Source organism: Gordonia bronchialis DSM 43247 (assembly GCF_000024785.1).
GTDB classification, from domain to species: Bacteria; Actinomycetota; Actinomycetes; order Mycobacteriales; family Mycobacteriaceae; genus Gordonia; species Gordonia bronchialis.
The window spans coordinates 2046066-2065505 of record NC_013441.1; the positions used below are offsets into that span (position 1 = coordinate 2046066).

The window sequence follows — 19440 nt, forward strand, 5'->3', positions numbered from 1 at the left end:
GAGTGTGCCCGTGCCCGGTTACCCCGAGGTTGCCGACAGGTCAGTTGCCGACAGGTCAGTTGCAGAACGGTCAGCAGCGTCGTCGCCCGTCGCCGTCTGCGCTCGGATCAGGTGGTCGAGGCCGTCGGTGATCCCCAGATATCGACGGGAGCCGATGGCGCCGGCGAGTTCCCGCTCGATCGCGCGTCGTCGCTCACCGACCGTGGCCGTCGTCTGGGCGCCGTGAGGGCTGAGGAAGACCATCACTCGGCGACGATCCAGCGGATCGGCCCGGCGATACACCAGGGCCAGTGAGATCAGTCGGTCCACGGCCCGGGTGGCACTTGCCGGTGGCAGCACCGCCAGACGTGAGAGGTCCGTCATCGGCAGGCCTTCGCCGGCGGCCAGAACCTCCAGGACCCGCCATTGCTCGCCGGTCACGCCGCAGTCGTCGAGTACGGGTGCCAGTCGATCGGAGATCAGCTGTGCCGCTCGGAGCAATTGCAGCAGCAGCGGGTCCTCGTGCCGCTCAGGCATCGGACTCTCCTGTCGGTGAGTGGACTTGATCGGTGACCGCGATCCCGGACGGGGTGACGTCGACGCGCACCGTACGTCGTCCTTGTGCGGTGCCCGGCGTGCGAAGGAGTTGTTCGGCGATGGGTGCATACACCTCGTTGCGCAGTGCCCGATGCAGGTGGCGGGCACCGTAACGATCGTCGAATCCGCGGGTGGCGAGACGGACACGAACCGCTTCGGTGACCTCGCAAAACACCGCTCGGTCTGCCAAATCGTTTGTGAGACGGTCGATCTCGAGATCAACGATGCGGCGGGCCACGCTGCGGTCGATGGAGCGGAACGTGATGATCTCGTCGAAACGGTTGAACAGTTCCGGATCCAAAAATTCCCGGACCGCGTCGACCACGATCTCGGTCTCGTCACGGTGACGGCCGGCGAGCCGTCCGGCCGCGGCGGTCATCCGCCGTCGGTACCCGCGCTTCGAGCGCAGGTCGTGTACCTCGCGGGAGCCCAGATTGGAGGTCAGCAGGACGATCGCATTGCGGAAGTCGATCGAGGTGGTCCCCGACGCGAGCCGCAGAGTGCCGGCGTCGAGGATCTGCAGGAGCGCACGCAGCACGCTCGGATGTGCCTTCTCGATCTCGTCGAAGAGCACGACGCCCGGCCGGGACAGGGAACCTTCGATCTTGTCGCGCTCGAAGAGGGTGAACTGCTCCTTGGAACCCGCGTATCCGGGCGGTGCGCCGGACAGGGATGCGGCATAGTGCTCCTGCGCGAGCGAGTTCATGTCGATGCGACACAGGTTGTCGGCGTCGCCGCGGACGAGGGCGGCGACCCGGCGGGCAAGCTCCGTCTTGCCGACGCCGGTGGGGCCCACCAGGAGCAACGAGGCGATCGGGCGACGACGATCGCCCAAACCCGCGGCTGCGATCGTCAACGCACGCACCACCGCGTCGACGGCGTGGTCCTGCCCGACGATCGCATCCGACAGGCCGTGGCGCAGGTCGTCGATCGACCGGACGTCGCCCAGGCGAAAACCGGTGGTGGAGTCGAGGTCGTGGAACCTTGTCGCCAGGTGTCCGGACATGACCGCCTTCCGTTCGCTACCGATTGAAAGTAGATCACGCGAGCCACTGTCGTGTCGTCTGAGTGCCCGTCACGTGATCAATACCCCTAGGAAACCTCGCCGCAATCGCCTGTGCGTTACCGTCGAAGCGCCTATCCTTCCGTTTGGAAGTAAATCAGAAGCAAGGGAGTCGACATGCGTCACGGTGACATCTCGTCCAGCCCCGATACCGTCGGGGTGGCCGTCGTCAACTACAAGATGCCGCGCCTGCACACGCGAGCGGAGGTCATCGACAACGCGAAGGCGATCGCCGAGATGGTGGTCGGGATGAAAAGCGGTCTGCCCGGGATGGATCTCGTGGTGTTCCCGGAATACTCGACGCAGGGCATCATGTACGACGACGACGAGATGTATGCCACGGCGTCGACGATCCCCGGCGACGAGACCGACATCTTCTCGGCTGCCTGCCGGGAGGCCAAGACCTGGGGAGTTTTCTCGATCACCGGCGAACGGCACGAGGATCACCCGAACAAGCCCCCGTACAACACGCTCGTCCTGATCAACGACGCCGGCGAGATCGTGCAGCGCTATCGAAAGATCCTGCCGTGGACGCCCATCGAGGGCTGGTATCCGGGTGGCCAGACCTATGTGACCGACGGCCCCAAGGGTCTCAAGATCTCGCTGATCATCTGCGACGACGGCAACTACCCGGAGATCTGGCGTGACTGCGCGATGAAGGGTGCCGAGCTGATCGTGCGCCCGCAGGGCTACATGTACCCCGCCAAGGACCAGCAGGTGCTGATGGCCAAGGCGATGGCCTGGGCCAACAACTGCTACGTGGCGGTGGCCAATGCCACCGGCTGGGACGGCGTGTACTCCTACTTCGGGCACAGCTCGATCATCGGGTTCGACGGTCGCACGCTCGGCGAGTGCGGCGAGGAGGAGTACGGCGTGCAGTACGCGCAACTGTCGCTGTCCACCATCCGGGACGCACGGCGCAACGATCAGTCGCAGAACCACCTGTTCAAACTCCTGCACCGCGGGTACACCGGGGTGCTCGCCGGCGGCGACGGTGACAAGGGGATCGCCGAGTGCCCCTTCGACTTCTATCGCAACTGGGTGACCGACGCAGAGGCCACCCGCAAACAGGTGGAGGCGATCACCCGCGAGACGATCGGCGTGGCCGACTGCCCGGTGTATGACCTGCCGACCGAGAAGGTGATGGAGGCCTGACCGCGACGACGAGCGGTGCTCCCCGGAATCCACTTCCGGGGAGCACCTTGCTCTGGGGTTCGTCAGCTCAGGGTCAGCTCAGGTGATGGACCTCCTGCAGTCCGTAGACCGGCGTGGGGATGCCTTCGTAGCGTGCCTTGAGTTGCAGGGCGAGATAGAGCGAGTAGTGCCGCGACTGATGCAGGTTGCCGCCGTGGAACCACAACCCGGGCTGCTGGGTGGGCTTCCACATGTTGCGCTGTTCGCCCTCCCACGGACCAGGGTCCTTGGTGGTGTCCGAGCCCAGGCCCCACACCTTGCCGACGCGGTCGGCGACCTCCTGGCCCATCAGATCGGCCGCCCAACCGTTCATCGACCCGTAGCCGGTGGCGTATACCACCACATCGGCCGGGAGTTCGGTGCCGTCGGCGAGGACCACGCTGGTCTCGGTGAGGTGATCCACCTCGCCGTGGGCCAGCTTGATGGTGCCGTCGGCGACGAGGTCGCAGGCGCCGACGTCGATGTAGTAGCCCGAGCCGCGTCGGAGGTACTTCATGAACAGACCCGAGTCGTCGTCGCCGAAGTCGAGGTCGAAACCGGCGGCTTCGAGACGATCGTAGAAGTCCTTGTCGCGCCGGCGGATCTCGTCGTAGATGGGGATCTGGAACTCGTGCATGATGCGGTACGGCAGCGAGGCGAAGGTCAGGTCGGCCTTCTTGGTGGTCATCCCGGACTCCACCGCCTGCTCGCTGTAGAGCGAGCCGAGGCCGACCTCCATCAGCGAGTCGGACCGGACGATGTGGGTCGACGACCGTTGCACCATCGTGGTGTCGATCCCGTTCTCCACCAGAGCTTTACAGATGTCATGCGCCGAGTTGTTGGCCCCGATCACCACCACCTTCTTGCCGCGGTAACCGTCGGGTCCGGGGTGGGCGCTCGAGTGATGCTGCTCGCCTGCGAAGACATCCTGGCCGGGGAAGGAGGGCACGTTGGCCTTGCCGGACATACCGGTGGCCAGGACGAGTTGCGTGGGATGCAGTGTCATCTTCTCGCCGTCGCGGTTCACCTCGACCGTCCACTGGCCGGCGGCCTCGTCGTAGGTTGCGCTCAGGCACTCGGTGCGGCTCCAGTAGGGGACCTCCATCACCTTGGTGTAGAACTCGAGCCAGTCGCCGATCTTGTCCTTGGGCGCGAAGACCGGCCAGTTCGCGGGGAAGGGCAGATACGGCAGATGGTCGTACCAGACGGGGTCGTGCAGGCACAGTGACTTGTAGCGTTTGCGCCACTGGTCGCCGGGCCGGTCGTGCTTGTCGACCACGATCGAGGGCACGCCGAGCTGACGCAGCCGGGCACCGAGCGCTATGCCGCCCTGGCCGCCGCCGATGACCAGCACATAGGGCTGCACCGTGCGGCCGAGTTCGGCGTCCTCGGCCTCCTTCTTCTCCGCCCACGAGCGGGGGTCGGGATCGGAGCCGTGGACCGCGCCGCGGCGACGGGTGTACCCGGCGGGCTCCTCGTGACCCTTGAGCTCCTGCAGTGTTGTCAGCAGTGTCCACGCGAGGTCCTCGCCCGTCTCGGTATCCGGGCGCAGTCGCAGGTGGCCTTCGCAGCGTCCGACGGCGGTCTCGAAAGCGATGAAGGCCGACGCGACGCCGTCCTCGTCGGTAGCGGGTTCGACGGTGCGAAAGCCCGCCGGATCGGTGCCGGCCAGCCGCTCGCCGAGCATGTCGGCGATCTGTTCGCGACCCTCGACGGTCCTGATGTTCCAGGTGAAGGCGACCAGGTCACGCCAGTAGCTGTCGACGGCGAAGAGCGAGATCACCCGCTCGATGTCCCGGGTGGCCAGGGCGGATTCGAACTTCTGTAACCAGAGCTCCACCCGCTGCTGGGCGGTCCCTGGTTCGTCGGCTGCCCGGGTGTCGGGCTCGAGGATCTGGGTCATGTCGGGCACCTCCTGATCGTGGTCATGCGCCGTCGGTCGGCGATGTGTGATCCACAGCACATACCGTCGGACGATGTGCGGCAAGGGTTGCAATGGGTTGCGGAAGCGGCGGGCTTTGCCCCCGGGTGTGATCGAGAGCACAATCGAAGGCGATGTCGAATACGAGATCTGTTCCTGAACCGGCCGTCGCCGCCGGCGACGACCCGCGTCAGTTCGCCGAGGTGCTGAGCGCCGTCTACGACGCCGCGATGGCCGGCGAGCGGTTACCGGCCCGGCCCCGCGAGGTGATCAGCGATTCCTGGGACCGGGTGGCCAGCGCCGGGGTCGACCCGGACCGCGGCGGCCCCGACGACGCCCTGGGCGTCGGTGATCTCGAGGCGCGCCGCCAGGACTCCGATCTGCGGCTGGTCCTCGACGTGCTGACCAACGGTCTCGAGACGGTCACCGCCGACGGTGACAACATCCTGGTCGTCGCCGATCCGCTGGGACGTGTGCTGTGGCGCAGCGGCGCCACCCGCGTGCTCGGCAAGGCCGATCGGCTCGGTTTCGTGGAGGGTGCGAGCTGGGCGGAGAACACCGTCGGCACCAATGCGATCGGGACCGCGCTGATGTCGGGCCGCGCGGTACAGGTGTTCTCCGCCGAGCACTTCGTCCGCAGTCACCACGCCTGGACCTGCACGGGCGCGCCCGTCACCGATCCCCGCACCGGTGCGGTGCTCGGCGTCGTCGACGTCAGCGGACCGGCCGCGACCATCCATCCGACGACCCTGGCGCTCGTGGACGCGGTCGCGAAACTCGCCGAGGCCGCGTTGCGCGATCACCACCGCGAGAGTCTCGACCTCCTGCGGTCGGTCGCGGCGCCGATCCTCGCGCGCTCGGGCGGGCCGGCGCTGGCGGTCGACAACCACGGGTGGGTGGCGGCGGTGGGCGCGACACCGCCGCAACGGCGCGTGATGCTGCCGCGGGGGGTGAGTCCCGGACGCGCCCGGGTGGCCGGCCTCGGGGAATGCGAGCTCGATCCGCTGCCCGGCGGGTGGCTCGTCCGGGTCATCGAGGGCGGCGCGTCCAGTGCGTCGACGACGGTCGAACTCGAGTTACGCGGACCGCGTCCGGTGGTGCGGGTCGCCGGCGGGGCCGGATGCTGGACCCACGAGCCGTCACCGCGGCATGCGCAGATCCTGGAGATCCTTGCGGGCGGGCGCTGCACGGCGGCGCAGATGTCGCGTCACGTGTTCGGCACCGACGATCGCACGATTACTGTGCGGGCCGAGATCTCCCGACTGCGCAAGAGTCTCGGCGGACTGATCGTCGGGAATCCGTACCGGTTCGCCGACGGCGTCGACGTCGTCGTGCGACACGCGACACCTGCTGAGACGGACCACTAGATTCAACGCCATGGCCTCTCACGTCGGCGGGTATCTCCGTCACATCATGGACACCTGTGCCCAGAACCGGTCGGGACAGGTTGCCGATTACATCCCGGAACTGGCGGCCGTCGACCCGGACGGTTACGGGCTCTCGCTGTGCGTGCACGACGGGCACACCTACTCGTGCGGCGACAGCGACCACGAGTTCACCATCCAGTCGGTCTCGAAACCGCTGACCTATGCGATGGTGCTCAGTCGTCTCGGCGCGGTGGCCGCGGACCCCAAGATCGGTGTGGAACCGTCCGGGGAGGCGTTCAACGAGATCAGCGTCGACGCCCGGCGCCGCCCACGTAACCCGATGATCAACGCCGGCGCCATCATGTCGGCGTCGTTGTTGCTGCCGCCGGTCCGCGACGTCGCCGAGAGCGTGATCGTTTCCACCTTTGCCGAGATCGTGGATTTCTACTCGGCCTGCGCCGGCCGGCGGCTCACGATGGACGAGGCCGTCTATACCTCCGAGTCGCGGACGGGGTCCCGCAATCGCGCGATCGCCTACATGCTGGACAGCTTCGGAACCCTCGACACCAGCCCGGATGCCGCCCTCGACCTGTACTACCGGCAGTGCTCGATCCGGGTGACCACCGACGATCTCGCGGTCATCGCCGCCACCATCGCCAACGGCGGACTCAACCCGCGCACCGGTCGGCACGTCTTCAATCAGGAAGTGGCCCAGCGGGTGCTGTCGGTGATGACCACCTGCGGCATGTATGACGGTGCCGGTGACTGGGTGACCAGTGTCGGGTTGCCGGCCAAGAGCGGTGTCGGCGGGGCGATCATGGCGGTCCTGCCGGGACAGCTCGGGATCGGGGTGTACTCACCGCGGCTCGACGAGCACGGGAACAGTGTGCGCGGTGGCGAGACATGCCGGCATCTGTCGACCGACCTGGGGCTGCACATGTTCAACGTCACCCGGGAGAGCCGGGTGACCATCCGGGCGGTCTACGACATCAGCGACGTCCCGGTCGGCACGGAGTGGTCCGAGCAGGAGCGGGGGTTCCTGCGCACGTGCCGCGATCGGGTGCGCGTCTACGAACTCCAGGGTGATCTGACCTTCGGCGGCGCGGAGAGCGCACTGCGTCGGCTCGAGACCGACATGGACGACTTTGTGGTGGCCATCGTCGAGATCTCGCGGATCGGGGTGATCGACCCGGTGGCCCGCACAATGATCCTCAGCATGAAGCGCACCCTCGAGGAGCGGGGGCGCCAGGCGATGCTCGTCGATCCAGACGGCGTGATGCGCGACAGCGTCGACCGTCATCGCCACGACGCAATCGCGCCGGATCTCAATGTGCCAGAGGACCTTCGCGGGCTCGACCCCACTCTGCCGCACGTGCACGCGACGATGGACGCCGCGGTGGCCGACGCGGAAGAATTTCTGCTCAAGCGCGCCCGGGACGAAACGGTTCGCGACTCGGGCTAGTGTTCGGTGCAGACCACTAGTATGTGAGTGACGTCATACCCAGGGAGTAGTTGATGCCGCACGTGATGACCGACATGGAGATTCTGACCGAGCTGGAACCGGTCGTCGACGACAACCTCAACCGGCACCTGTCCATCGCGAAGGACTGGTACCCGCACGACTACATCCCGTGGAGTCAGGGCCGCGACTACGCGGCGATGGGCGGTGAGGACTGGGACATCGAACAATCGCAGCTCTCCGAGGTCGCCCGCGTCGCGATGATCACCAACCTCCTGACCGAGGACAACCTGCCGTCCTATCACCGCACGATCGCCGAGAACTTCACCCTCGACGGCGCCTGGGGCACCTGGATCGGCCGGTGGACGGCCGAGGAGAACCGTCACGGGGTGGCGATGCGTGACTACCTGGTGGTGACCCGCGGCGTCGACCCGGTGCAGCTGGAGAACGACCGGATGGTTCACATGACCCGCGGCGTCCACGCCCCGGACGAGTTCCAGGGTCCGCTCGACCAGGTCGCCTACGTCAGTTTTCAGGAGCTGGCCACCCGAGTGAGCCACCGCCAGACGGGCCTGGTCTGCAACGATCCGGTGGCCGACGCGATGCTCAAGCGCATCGCTCTCGACGAGAACCTGCACATGATCTTCTACCGGAATCTGGCCGGTGCGGCCTTCGATCTCACGCCGGATCAGGCCATCACCTCGGTCACCAAGATCATCAAGGGTTTCGGGATGCCCGGCACCGGCATGCCGAACTGGCGGCGCAACGGCGCGATGATGGTCAAACACGGCATCTACGACCTCCGTCAGCATCTCGACGAGGTGGTTCGGCCGATCCTGAAGATCTGGCGGGTGTTCGACCGGGGCGATTACGGGCCCGAGGGGCAGAAATCGCTCGAGGAACTGGGCCTGTTCCTCGAGCAACTCGAACGTGACGTGCTCAAGTTCGAGGAGAGTCGTGCTCGCCTCGTTGCGCGGTTGCGCGCCAAGGCCGAACGCGAGGAGGACGTCGCGACACTCGTCGGCGACTAGGGCATGTTCTCGTAGCCGGACCACTAGGCTCGGACGAGTGCGTTTGGTCATTGCTGAGTGTCAGGTCGACTACGTGGGTCGGCTCACCGCCCATCTCCCCATGGCACGGCGGTTGCTGCTGATCAAGGCCGATGGGTCGGTGAGCGTGCATGCCGACGACCGCGCCTACAAGCCGCTGAACTGGATGAGCCCGCCGTGCTGGCTCACCGAGACACCGGTTCCCGACGGGGTGCAGGCGCGGGCGCACTGGGTGGTCACCAACAAGGCCGGCGAGGAGTTGCGCATCACTCTTGCCGCGATCGAGCATGACTCGACCCATGAACTCGGCATCGATCCGGGACTCGTCAAGGACGGGGTGGAGGCCCATCTGCAGGAGTTGCTCGCCGAACACGTGGAGACCCTCGGTGCCGGCCACACGCTGATCCGGCGTGAGTACATGACCGCGATCGGCCCGGTGGATCTGCTGTGCCGGGACGCGTCCGGTGCGACGGTCGCGGTGGAGATCAAACGCCGCGGTGAGATCGACGGCGTCGAGCAGCTCACCCGCTACCTCGAACTGCTCAACCGGGATCCCACGCTGGCGCCGGTGGTCGGCGTGTTCGCCGCCCAGCAGATCAAACCGCAGGCGCGCACACTCGCCGAAGATCGCGGAATTCGTTGCCTCGTACTGGATTACGACGCGCTTCGCGGCGCCGAGAGTACCGAGTTCCGACTCTTCTGACTAGCGCGCCGGCTGGGACAGTCGCTCGTCGAGCAGGGCGCGGTCGTCGGCGTCGGTGCGCGCGTTGTAGTCAACGTCGTCGGGACGGACCAGCAGTTCGGGTAGATCCGCGATCCGGTTGCGTAACCGCTCGAGATTGGTCGCGACGTCCTGCCGGGACCGATCGGCCTGCGCGGCCAGTTCCCGCGAACGGGCCAGCCGTGCCGTGGCGATGTCGAGGGCGGCCTGCTTGATGCGGGCCGCCTCGTTCTCGGCGCGTTCGCGTTCGGCCGCGAGTTCGGCCTCATGCCGTTCGCGTGCGGCCCGCCGCTCGGCCGATCCGGTGGCCTCGAGTTCGTCGGCATGGGCTCGGGCCGATTCGACGATGCGCTTGGCCTCGGCGTGTGCAGCCTCCATGGTCTTGGCGTGCTCGGCTTCCATGGCGGCGGTGCGTTCGGCGATCAGCCGAGCCGACTCCGACTCGTGCGCCGCCGCGGACTCCTTGACCTCGCGAGCCCGACGATCGGCATCATCCACCAGCGACTTGGCCGCGGCGGCCGCCTCGGCCCGGATCCGGTCGGCCTCCTGCCGGGCCACCGAGAGCGTCTCGGCGGCTTCCGCACTGGCCTCCGCGCGCATCTCCGACGCCTCGTCGGAGGCCAGTTGCAGCATGCGCGAGAGACGTTCGCTCATGCCCTGTGCGGTGGTCGGGGGGACCGAGAGCTTGTCGATCTCGCGGCGCAACTCGTCGATCTCGTCGCGCGCCTCCTGCAGATGCGCGGCGAGTTCGTGCGCATTCGCCGTCGCGGCGTCGCGATCGGCCGCGAGCACGCGCAACTCGGCGTCGAGCCGTTGCAGGCGGTCGGCGACCTGGTCGCGGTCGTAGCCGCGCATCACGATGGCAAAGGGCAATTGCCGTGGGGCAGGGGGCATGCCGCCCATTCTAGCGGCCGATCCCGGGAGGGCCGTGGACGTCAGTGACCGGAATCGGCCGCCGGTTCGACGAGCTCCAGCAGGACGCCACCTGCATCTTTGGGATGGACGAAGTTGATCCGCGAGTCGGCGGTCCCGCGCTTGGCGGCGGGGTAGAGAACCCGGATGCCGGCGTCGGTGAGGCGGGCGGTGACCGCGTCGACGTCGGTGACGCGGACGGCGAGCTGCTGCAGTCCGGGCCCGTTGCGATCGATGAACTTCGCGATCGTCGACGATGCGTCGAGCGGGGCGAGCAGCTGGATCACCGTGCCACCTCCGGCCGGTCCGACCATCGCCTCCTCGACACCCTGCTCGGTGTTGGTCTCCTGGTGCAGCGTCTCGAACCCGAGGTGGGTCGCGTACCACTGCTTGGCGGCGTCGAGGTCGGGTACGGCGATACCGACGTGGTCGATGGCGACGACGAGATCGGCGATGACAGCGGTGGCGCTGTTGGGGTCTGCTGCTGATGTGGTCATGCGTTAACGGTAGCGTTGAGGCGCACAGCGTACAGAGCGGGCGCTCGGTCTGCCGCTCAGGAACCTCGGAGGTTGAGCTCATGTCCTCGGATTCGGACAAGTCCACTGTCATCGTCGCGGGGGCGCGCACACCGTTCGGCCGTTTGCTCGGCTCGCTGAAGGGGTTCAGCGGCGTCGACCTGGGAGCGATCGCGATCAAGGGCGCACTCGAGCGCTCGGGGGTGCCGGCGAGCGAGGTCCGGTACGTGATCATGGGGCAGGTTCTCACCGCCGGCGCCGGTCAGATGCCCGCCCGGCAGTCGTCGGTCAAGGCCGGCATCGGCTGGGACGTGCCGACGCTGTCCATCAACAAGATGTGCCTGTCGGGTATCGACGCCATCGCGCTGGCCGATCAGCTGATCCGCGCCGGGGAGTTCGACGTCGTCGTCGCCGGCGGCCAGGAATCGATGACCCAGGCGCCGCATCTGCTCCCGGGCAGCCGTGGCGGCTTCAAGTACGGCAACACCGAACTCGTCGACCACATGGCCTTCGACGGTTTGTGGGACGCCTTCACCGATCAGCCGATGGGTGCGCTCACCGAGGAGGGCAACGACGTCGGGTCCTCGGTCGGGGCGGGGGAGAAGACCCGTGGCATCACCCGCGCGGAGCAGGACGAGTTCGCCGCACGCAGCCATCAGCTCGCGGCATCGGCCTGGAAGAACGGTCTGTTCGCCGACGAGGTGGTGCCGGTGAGCATCCCGCAGCGCAAGGGCGACCCGATCGAGTTCGCCGAGGACGAGGGCATCCGGGCGGACACCTCGGCCGATTCGCTGGCCGGTCTGCGTCCGGCGTTCCGCAAGGACGGCACCATCACCGCGGGCAACTCGTCGCAGATCTCCGACGGCGCGGCCGCGGTCGTGGTGATGAGCAAGGCCAAGGCCGCCGAGCTGGGCGTCTCCTGGCTCGCCGAGATCGGTCCGCACGGCGTCGTCGCCGGACCGGACTCGTCGCTGCAGGCCCAGCCGGCCAATGCGATCGCCAAAGCCTGTGCGCGTGAAGGAATTTCGCCCACCGACCTGGATCTGATCGAGATCAACGAGGCGTTCGCGGCGGTCGGTATCGCCTCCGCCCGGGAGCTCGGGGTCGACCCGGAGATCGTCAACGTCAACGGCGGTGCGATCGCCCTCGGACATCCGATCGGCACCTCGGGTGCGCGCATCACGCTGCATCTGGCGTTGGAGCTCGCGCGTCGCGGTGGCGGTATCGGTGCGGCCGCGCTGTGTGGCGCGGGTGGTCAGGGCGACGCGCTGATCGTTCGCGTCCCGAAGTCGTGACGCACCGACGAGACTTTTACTACACCATGTAGTACTCACATGTCCGATTCGGCACAATGGGACCCATGAATCAGATCTTCGACCTGTCCACACCCGCCAAACGATTCCGCTTCGTCGCCGTCGCCGAAGCGATCACCTGGGCGGCCCTGCTGGTGGCGATGTTCTTCAAATGGGTCCTCGGCCACGAGGAAGCGGTCGCGATCCCGGGCATGGTGCACGGCATCGTGTTCGTGATCTTCGTGGCGGTCTCGCTGCTCACCTGGCATCAGCTGAAGTGGAGCGTCGGGGTCACCGCACTCGCCCTGATCTCGAGCATCCCGCCGTTCGGCACCCTCGTCTTCGAGTGGTGGGCACGCCGTAACGGGCACCTCGCCGAGCTCTCCGACGCCTCCGCCGCGCCACGCGTGGCGGTCTGACCGGAGAAGGCCGTGATCGTCGCGTTCAGTCTCTCCCCGTCCGGCGGCGAAGCCGTCGACGACGACGGCGGGATGAGTGCGGCGGTCGCGTCGGCGGTCCGGGTGGTCCGCGACTCCGGACTGCCGAATCAGACGACCGCGATGTTCACCTATATCGAAGGTGACTGGGACGAGGTGATGGCCGTGGTGAAGGCGGCCGCCGACGCCGTCGCTGAACACGCGCCCCGGGTCGGACTGGTACTCAAGGCCGACATCCGGCCCGGCCGGACCGGCGAGCTCACCGGGAAACCCGCCCGCGTCGAGGAACATCTTCGAGTGCCGGTGCCGGAATCGCCTGTGCCGGAATTTTCTGCGCCAGAATGAGCCACACCGGAACCGGCACCATGCGGGCGTCGGTGGCGGCGATCTTCGGGCTCAACGGCTTTCTCGCCGCGATGTGGGTCGCGCATATCCCGGTCATCGCCGAGGCCACCGGGGTGGGGCACGACGAACTCGGCGGCCTGCTACTCCTGCTCGGTGGCAGTGCCTTCGTCGGGATGCAGATCTGCGGACCGCTCATCGACCGTTGGGGGTCGCGGCCGCTGACCATCGCGGCCGCGGTGCTGCTGTCCGGGGTCATCATCACGCCGGTCCTCGCGACCAGCGCCCTGACGCTGGCCGGCGCACTGGCCGCCTTCGGGTTCGCCAACGGGTGTCTCGACGTGTCGATGAATTCCCAGGCCGTTGCTGTCGAACGGGTCTACCGGCGACCCATCATGTCGGCTTTCCACGGGTTCTTCTCGGTCGGCGGCCTGCTGGGATCCGGAGTGGTCGCGGTGACCCTCTGGGCCGAGGTCAATGTGGTCGCGACCGTCGGCGTCGCGGCGATCGGCGGCCTCATCCTGACCGCCGTCACCGCGCGCGGACTCGCGGGTCGCGAAGTGGGGATCGTCGCCGACGGACAGCCTGCGGCATCGGCCGGTGACGCTCGCCGGCCGCGGTGGTGGCACGGCGTGGATCTGCGTCGGCTCATCCTGCTCGCCGCGGTCGCCTTCGCGCTGATGCTCGCCGAGGGAACTGCCTACGACTGGAGTGCGCTGCACGTGGTGGAGACCTTCGGTACCACCGATGCCATTGGAGCGATCGCCTTCGGTGCCTTCAGTGCGGCGATGACCGTCTCCCGGTTCCTGATCGATCGCGTCTCCGCGGCCGTCGGCCCGGTGACCGTGGTTCGGGTGGGAGCGTCCATCGGTCTGATCGGCATGCTCATCGCCGTGGTGGCGCCGTCGTCGGCGATCGCGGTGGCCGGCTGGACGATCTTCGGGATCGGCCTCGCCGGACTCATCCCGCAGATCTTCACCGCCGCCGGCAACCTGACGGACCGAGCGGGCGGACGGTCGATCTCGCTCGTCGTCGGTTGCGGTTACCTCGGGATGCTCGCCGGTCCCGCGGTGGTCGGATTCATCAGCGGCCGCACCACTCTGGGCACCGGACTGCTCGCCGCGGTCGTCGCCCTGGCGTTCGCGATCGTGGTCGCCGGTGTCGTCGCACCCCGCGATGCAAGCCCGGCCTCAGTCGCCGAACGCGGCGACGGTCATGCCACACTAGAGGGGTGAGCAGACCAACCAATCGGCAGCAGGCCGCCGCGGCGGCCCGACAGCAGGCTGCCGCAGCCGTAGCGATGTCCGGGGCCGTCGATCTCGCCGGTCTCAAGGCGCGTGCCGAAGCGCAGCGCGCACAGGCGGGCGGCGGGCCCGGCGGGGTGCCGTCGTCCCCGCCCGTCCCCGATCGGCCGCAGTCCACGCCGGCGTCGGCGCCCGGGACCGCTGCCGCGGGTGCTGCCGTCATCGACGTCACCGACGCGTCCTTCGAGGACGACGTCCTCAACCGCTCCACCGCCCAGCTCGTGCTGGTGGATTTGTGGGCCGAGTGGTGCGGGCCGTGCAAGCAGCTCTCTCCGGTGCTGGAGAAGCTGGCCAACGCGTCGGGCGGGCGCTGGGTGCTGGCCAAGGTCGACGTCGACGCCAACCAGCGTGTCGCGCAGGCATTCCGGGTCCAGTCGATCCCGATGGTGGTGGCCATCGTGCACGGGCAGCCGGTCGCCGCCTTCAACGGCGTGCGCTCCGAGGCCGAGATCACCGCCTGGATCGACGAGATCCTCGCGCAGGTGGGTGACTCGCTGACCGGCGTGCCCGGGCCGGCCGCCGAACCCGAACCGGAGGACCCGCGGATGGTCGCCGCGGAGGAGAAGATGAACGCGGGCGACTTCGACGGAGCCCTCGCCGATTACCGTGCCATCGCCGAGTCCGAACCGGATAACACCGAAGCCGCCTCTGCCGCACGGAATCTCGAGTTCGTGCTGCGAGCGCAGGCCCATGACCCGGCGATCGTGCAGACGGCGGCTCCTGGCGACGTCGACGCCCAGCTCGCGGCCGCGGACGTCCTCCTGCTCTCCCAGCAGCCCGAAGAGGCGTTCGACCGGATCATCGGCGTGGTGAAGGCAACTTCCGGCGACGATCGCACCCGCGCGCGGACCCGGTTGCTCGAACTCTTCGAGCTGTTCGACCCGGCCGAGCCGTTCGTCGTCGCCGCACGCCGGAAGCTGGCCAGCGCGCTGTATTGACGGGTTGCGTCAGCCCTTGGGCGCCAGCCAGATCGCCGAGTTTGCCGGCAGCATGACCCGTGCCGACGCCGGACGTCCGTGCCACGACGGGCCGTCGGCGGTGACGACACCCATGTTGCCGCGGCCGGCGCCGGCGTACGCCTCGGCGTCGGTGTTCAGGATCTCCTCCCACACACCGTCTTTCGGGAGGCCGACCTGATAGCTGTCCCGGTCGGCGCCGGAGAAGTTGAACAGGCAGGCGACCATCGAGCCGTCGGAGCCGAAGCGCAGGAAGCTGATGACGTTGTTGGCGGTGTCGTTGGCGTCGATCCACTCGTAGCCCAGCGGATCTGTGTCCTGGCTGTAGAGGGCCGGTGAGCTGCGGTAGACGCGGTTGAGGTCGGTGACCAGCGTCGAGATCCCGGCGTGCAATTCACCCTCCCAGCCCTCGAGCTGGTGCCAGTCCAGGCTCCGATTGTCGGCCCATTCGCCGGTCTGCCCGAACTCCTGACCCATGAACAACAGCTGCTTGCCGGGATGAGACCACATGTAGGCCAACAGGTTCCGGACGCCGGCTGCTTTGACGAAGGAGTTGCCGGGCATGCGCGACCACAGCGTTCCCTTGCCGTGGACCACCTCGTCGTGACTGATCGGCAGGACAAAGTTCTCGCTCCAGGCGTACATCAGCGAGAACGTGATCTCGTGATGATGGAAGCTGCGGTGCACCTGATCACGGCCGAAATAACCCAGAGTGTCGTGCATCCAGCCCATGTTCCATTTGAAGCTGAAACCCAGCCCGCCCAGATCGGTCATCCGGGTGACACCCGGCCACGCCGTCGATTCCTCGGCGACGGTCACGATGCCGGGGAAGTGTTTGTGGACCGTCGCGTTCATCTCCTGTAGGAACTGCACGGCCTCGAGGTTCTCGCGGCCGCCGTAGACGTTGGGACGCCATCCGCCCTCGGGCCGGGAGTAGTCCAGGTACAGCATCGACGCGACCGCGTCGACGCGCAGGCCGTCGATGTGGAACTGATCGATCCAGTACAGCGCGTTGGCCACCAGGAAGTTGCGTACCTCGTGGCGTCCGAAGTCGAAAACGTATGTGCCCCAGTCCAGCTGCTCACCACGCATCGGGTCGGCGTTTTCGTATAGCGGGGTGCCGTCGAAGCGGGCGAGCGCCCAGTCGTCCTTCGGGAAGTGGGCGGGCACCCAGTCCACGAGCACACCGATGCCCTGCGAGTGGAGATGGTCGACGAGGTAGCGGAAGTCGTCGGGTGTGCCGAACCGTGCGGTCGGCGCGTAGTACGAGGTGACCTGATAGCCCCACGACCCGCCGAAGGGATGCTCGGCGACGGGCAGGAACTCGACGTGGGTGAACCCCTTCTCGGTGACGTAGTCGGCGAGTTCGTGGGCCATCGCACGATAGTCCAGGCCGGCCCGCCAGGACGCCATGTGGACTTCGTAGACGCTCATCGGCTCGGCCGCCGGGGTCGATTCGGCGCGCCGGGCGATCCAGGCGTCGTCGCCCCATTCGTAGTCGGAGACACTCACCACCGAGGCGGTGGCCGGTGGGTGGGTGGTCCGGAATGCCATCGGATCGGCCTTCTCGCGGATCACGCCGTCGGCACCGTGGATGCGGAACTTGTAGGCGGCGCCGTCGCCGACGTCGGGGACGAACACCTCCCAGATTCCGCTGCTGCCGATGGCCCGCATCGGTGCGAGCCGACCGGCCCAGGCGTCGAAGTCGCCGATGACCACTACGCCGTGTGCGTTGGGAGCCCAGACCGAGAAGGCAGTGCCGACGACTTCGCCGTCGGGCGTGGTGTAGGAGACCACGCGGGCGCCCAGGATCTTCCACAACGCCTCGTGCCGTCCCTCGGCGAATAGGTGTTCGTCCATCTCACCCAGGCTCGGCAGGAACCGGTAGCCGTCGGCGACCAGGTACTCGGCGGTGCCACCGTCGCCGGCCGGGTAGACCACGCGGTAGCGATAGTCGATGAGACCGTCGATCGGCACCGTCGCGACGAACAGATCGTCGGTCTGTCGTTGCATCGGGTGGTCGACGCCACCGATGACCGCGGTCACCGAGATCGCGTCGGGACGCAGCGTCCGCAGGATCGTGTGGCCGCCCGGCGCGTCGTGCGCGCCGAGAAAGGCGTGCGGGTCGGGGTGGGTCAGGGCGAAGAGCCTGCGTAGGTCGTGGTCGGATGCGAACGGCTCTGGTGCAGATGGCTCCGGTGCGGATGTCTCGGTCACGGCAACCTCATCGAATCCGGTAGGAGAGTCGCTGTGCGGCCGCGGGATCCAGACGCGGCAGCGCGACGATATGGGCCACGGCGCGCCAGGGCTCGAGTCGGATGTAATTGGCCTGTCCCCACCAGAACTCCTCTCCGGTCACCTCGTCGCGCACCGGGAACCGATCCTGCCAGTCGCAGCCGAGAGCGGGCATGTCCAGCCACAGGGTCGAGGACTCCGGGCCGAACGGATTCAGGTTGATCACCACGATGACACGGTCGCCGGACACCGGATCCAGTTTCGAGTAGGCGATCAGCGCCGGGTTGTCGAGGTGATGGAAGGTGATGTTGCGCAGCTGCTGCAGCGCGGGGTGGCGTCGTCGGATCGCGTTGAGCGAGGTGATCCACGGTTCCAGCGACTCACCGCGACTCGCGGCGGCCTTGTAGTCGCGGGGACGCAACTCGTACTTCTCCGAGTGCAGATACTCTTCGCTGCCCTCGTGCACGGCCACGTGCTCGTAGAGTTCGTAGCCGCTGTAGACGCCCCAGGTCGGTGCGAGAGTCGCGGCCAGCGCGGCGCGCAACGCGAACATCCCCGGCCCGCCGTGCTGCAGGCTCGCGTGCAGGATGTCCGGGGTGTTGACGAACAGGTTGGGCCGGGCCTCGTCGGCGTGCTCGGCGATCTCCCGGCCGAACTCCTCGATCTCCCACTTCTCGGTCTTCCAGGTGAAGTAGGTGTAGGACTGGGTGAATCCGAGCCGCGCCAGACCGTAGAGCCGCGCCGGCCGGGTGAATGCCTCGGCGAGGAACAGCACATCCGGATTGCGCTTCTTGACCTCGGTGATGATCCATTCCCAGAAGTTCGGCGGCTTGGTGTGCGGGTTGTCGACGCGGAAGATGTGCACCCCGAGTTTCACCCAGTGCAGCACCACCTTCAGCACGGCGTGGTAGATGCCGTTGCGGTCGTTGTCGAAGTTCAGCGGGTAGATGTCCTGGTATTTCTTCGGCGGGTTCTCCGCGTACGCAATCGTGCCGTCGGGCAGCACCGTGAACCAGTCGGGATGCTCGAGAGCCCACGGATGGTCGGGCGCGCATTGCAGTGCGAGGTCGAGCGCGACCTCCAGGCCGAGTTCGCGCGCCCGGGCGACGAAGTACTCGAAGTCCTCGACGCTGCCGAGGCCGGGATGGATCGCGTCGTGACCGCCCTCGTCGGAGCCGATGGCCCACGGCGACCCCACGTCGTCGGGCCCGGCGACCAGGGTGTTGTTGCGGCCCTTGCGATTGACCTTGCCGATCGGGTGGATCGGGGGCAGGTAGACGACGTCGAATCCCATGTCGGCGATGCGGGGGAGGTCCTGTGCCGCGGTGAGGAAGGTGCCGTGCACGGGATTGCCCTCCCCGTCCCAGCCGCCGGTGGACCGCGGGAACAGCTCGTACCAGGAACCGACGAGGGCGCGCCGACGATCCGCCCAGACCCGGTAGGTGCGGCTCTTGGTCACCAGCTCGCGCACCGGATGAGCGGCGAGCAACTCGACGATCTCGTCGGAGACCGCCAGGCTCACCCGGTTCTCCACCCGCCGGCGCGCCGAGCGCAGCAGGCGGACGGCATCGGTGACGAGTTCGCGGACGTCGTCGGGCACGAGCCCGGCGGCCTCGGTCAGCAGACGTGCGCCGATCTCGAGTTCGTTGGTCAGATCCGCCGCACCCTGACCGGCGTCGATCTTCTTGAGGATGCCCGATCGCCAGGTGCGGTAGGGGTCGCTCCAGGCCTCGATACGGAACGTCCAGAACCCGACGGCGTCGGGGACGAAGGCGGCGTTGAACACATCCGGCTCGACCGACGGCGACATCGGGATGTCGACGACCTCGCGCCGGGGCGTCTCCACGTGCAGGGTCACCCCGATCGCGTCGTGGCCCTCGCGCCACGCCGTGGCGCTCACCGGAACAAACTCGCCCACAACGGCTTTGGCGGGCTGATGCCCGGCCGAGACGAGGGGTTGGATGTCGTCGATACCCATCCGCCCGATCACTGGGGGCCTCCTTTCGTCAGCCCCCGCGTCCGGCCTGGGTGCGCTGCTGGTCTCACCGTCGTTGGTATCACCGCCTACAAACCTAGTGGTTCGCATCGACGTTTGTCCTGTCGTCGGGCACCGACACC

17 protein-coding genes are annotated in these 19440 nt (G+C 67.5%); 10 read left to right on the top strand and 7 right to left on the bottom strand.

All coding sequences use genetic code 11. From position 1 onward, the window contains the following. Positions 1 to 18: 18 nt before the first annotated feature. Both GBRO_RS09575 and GBRO_RS09580 read right to left on the bottom strand, forming a co-directional pair. The gene (locus GBRO_RS09575) at positions 19 to 516 is read right to left on the bottom strand and encodes a MarR family winged helix-turn-helix transcriptional regulator (protein ID WP_012833752.1); all 498 of its coding nucleotides are present in this window, start codon (positions 514 to 516) and stop codon (positions 19 to 21) included. Further along, positions 509 to 1582 (bottom strand): AAA family ATPase, encoded by a 1074-nt coding sequence (locus GBRO_RS09580; protein WP_012833753.1) that lies wholly within the window; start codon positions 1580 to 1582, stop codon positions 509 to 511. The genes GBRO_RS09575 and GBRO_RS09580 overlap by 8 nt, the downstream gene beginning before the upstream one ends. 174 nt (positions 1583 to 1756) lie before the next feature. On the opposite strand from GBRO_RS09580, the gene GBRO_RS09585 reads away from it, so the two are divergent. Then, positions 1757 to 2794 (top strand): aliphatic amidase, encoded by a 1038-nt coding sequence (locus GBRO_RS09585; protein ID WP_012833754.1) that lies wholly within the window; start codon positions 1757 to 1759, stop codon positions 2792 to 2794. Positions 2795 to 2867: 73 nt separating this feature from the next. Here GBRO_RS09585 and GBRO_RS09590 read toward each other — a convergent pair whose 3' ends face one another. Further along, the gene (locus GBRO_RS09590) at positions 2868 to 4715 is read right to left on the bottom strand and encodes an NAD(P)/FAD-dependent oxidoreductase (RefSeq protein WP_012833755.1); all 1848 of its coding nucleotides are present in this window, start codon (positions 4713 to 4715) and stop codon (positions 2868 to 2870) included. 152 nt (positions 4716 to 4867) lie between these two features. Between GBRO_RS09590 and GBRO_RS09595 the strand changes: the two genes are divergently transcribed. Genes GBRO_RS09595 through nucS form a run of 4 tightly spaced genes read left to right on the top strand, consistent with a single transcriptional unit; the run spans position 4868 to position 9311 of the window. Beyond that, positions 4868 to 6100, top strand: coding sequence for a helix-turn-helix domain-containing protein (locus GBRO_RS09595; protein WP_012833756.1), 1233 nt, complete (start codon positions 4868 to 4870; stop codon positions 6098 to 6100). Between the two features lie 10 nt (positions 6101 to 6110). Continuing rightward, positions 6111 to 7562, top strand: coding sequence for a glutaminase A (gene glsA, locus GBRO_RS09600; RefSeq protein ID WP_012833757.1), 1452 nt, complete (start codon positions 6111 to 6113; stop codon positions 7560 to 7562). Between the two features lie 53 nt (positions 7563 to 7615). Further along, on the top strand, positions 7616 to 8590 hold the full coding sequence (locus GBRO_RS09605; protein WP_012833758.1) for an acyl-ACP desaturase: 975 nt from the start codon (positions 7616 to 7618) through the stop codon (positions 8588 to 8590). A gap of 37 nt (positions 8591 to 8627) precedes the next feature. Beyond that, positions 8628 to 9311, top strand: coding sequence for an endonuclease NucS (gene nucS / locus GBRO_RS09610; RefSeq protein ID WP_012833759.1), 684 nt, complete (start codon positions 8628 to 8630; stop codon positions 9309 to 9311). Here nucS and GBRO_RS09615 read toward each other — a convergent pair whose 3' ends face one another. Both GBRO_RS09615 and mce read right to left on the bottom strand, forming a co-directional pair. Then, positions 9312 to 10223 carry a coiled-coil domain-containing protein gene (locus GBRO_RS09615; RefSeq protein WP_041920386.1) on the bottom strand — a complete coding sequence of 304 codons (912 nt, stop codon included), beginning with the start codon at positions 10221 to 10223 and terminating at the stop codon, positions 9312 to 9314. 41 nt (positions 10224 to 10264) lie between these two features. Further along, positions 10265 to 10738, bottom strand: coding sequence for a methylmalonyl-CoA epimerase (mce, locus tag GBRO_RS09620; RefSeq protein WP_012833761.1), 474 nt, complete (start codon positions 10736 to 10738; stop codon positions 10265 to 10267). 80 nt (positions 10739 to 10818) lie between these two features. On the opposite strand from mce, the gene GBRO_RS09625 reads away from it, so the two are divergent. Genes GBRO_RS09625 through GBRO_RS09645 form a run of 5 tightly spaced genes read left to right on the top strand, consistent with a single transcriptional unit; the run spans position 10819 to position 15069 of the window. Continuing rightward, positions 10819 to 12051: an acetyl-CoA C-acetyltransferase gene (locus GBRO_RS09625; RefSeq protein ID WP_012833762.1), complete on the top strand. Its 1233-nt coding sequence runs from the start codon at positions 10819 to 10821 to the stop codon at positions 12049 to 12051. 56 nt (positions 12052 to 12107) lie between these two features. Then, positions 12108 to 12467, top strand: a complete 360-nt coding sequence (locus GBRO_RS09630) for a DUF3817 domain-containing protein (RefSeq protein WP_012833763.1) — start codon at positions 12108 to 12110, stop codon at positions 12465 to 12467. A 12-nt stretch (positions 12468 to 12479) separates the two neighbouring features. Then, positions 12480 to 12830: a thiamine-binding protein gene (locus GBRO_RS09635; RefSeq protein WP_012833764.1), complete on the top strand. Its 351-nt coding sequence runs from the start codon at positions 12480 to 12482 to the stop codon at positions 12828 to 12830. After that, complete coding sequence (locus GBRO_RS09640) at positions 12827 to 14062, top strand: MFS transporter (protein WP_012833765.1); 1236 nt, start codon at positions 12827 to 12829, stop codon at positions 14060 to 14062. The genes GBRO_RS09635 and GBRO_RS09640 overlap by 4 nt, the downstream gene beginning before the upstream one ends. Next, positions 14059 to 15069 carry a tetratricopeptide repeat protein gene (locus GBRO_RS09645; RefSeq protein WP_370452894.1) on the top strand — a complete coding sequence of 337 codons (1011 nt, stop codon included), beginning with the start codon at positions 14059 to 14061 and terminating at the stop codon, positions 15067 to 15069. Before GBRO_RS09640 ends, GBRO_RS09645 begins: the two co-directional genes overlap by 4 nt. Positions 15070 to 15078: 9 nt before the next feature. Here the strand turns inward: GBRO_RS09645 and glgB are convergent, their stop codons facing one another. Together glgB and GBRO_RS09655 are read right to left on the bottom strand one after the other, a co-directional pair. Continuing rightward, positions 15079 to 17304: a 1,4-alpha-glucan branching protein GlgB gene (glgB, locus tag GBRO_RS09650; RefSeq protein WP_012833767.1), complete on the bottom strand. Its 2226-nt coding sequence runs from the start codon at positions 17302 to 17304 to the stop codon at positions 15079 to 15081. 7 nt (positions 17305 to 17311) lie between these two features. Continuing rightward, positions 17312 to 19312 carry a maltotransferase domain-containing protein gene (locus tag GBRO_RS09655; RefSeq protein ID WP_012833768.1) on the bottom strand — a complete coding sequence of 667 codons (2001 nt, stop codon included), beginning with the start codon at positions 19310 to 19312 and terminating at the stop codon, positions 17312 to 17314. Positions 19313 to 19440: the final 128 nt, after the last annotated feature.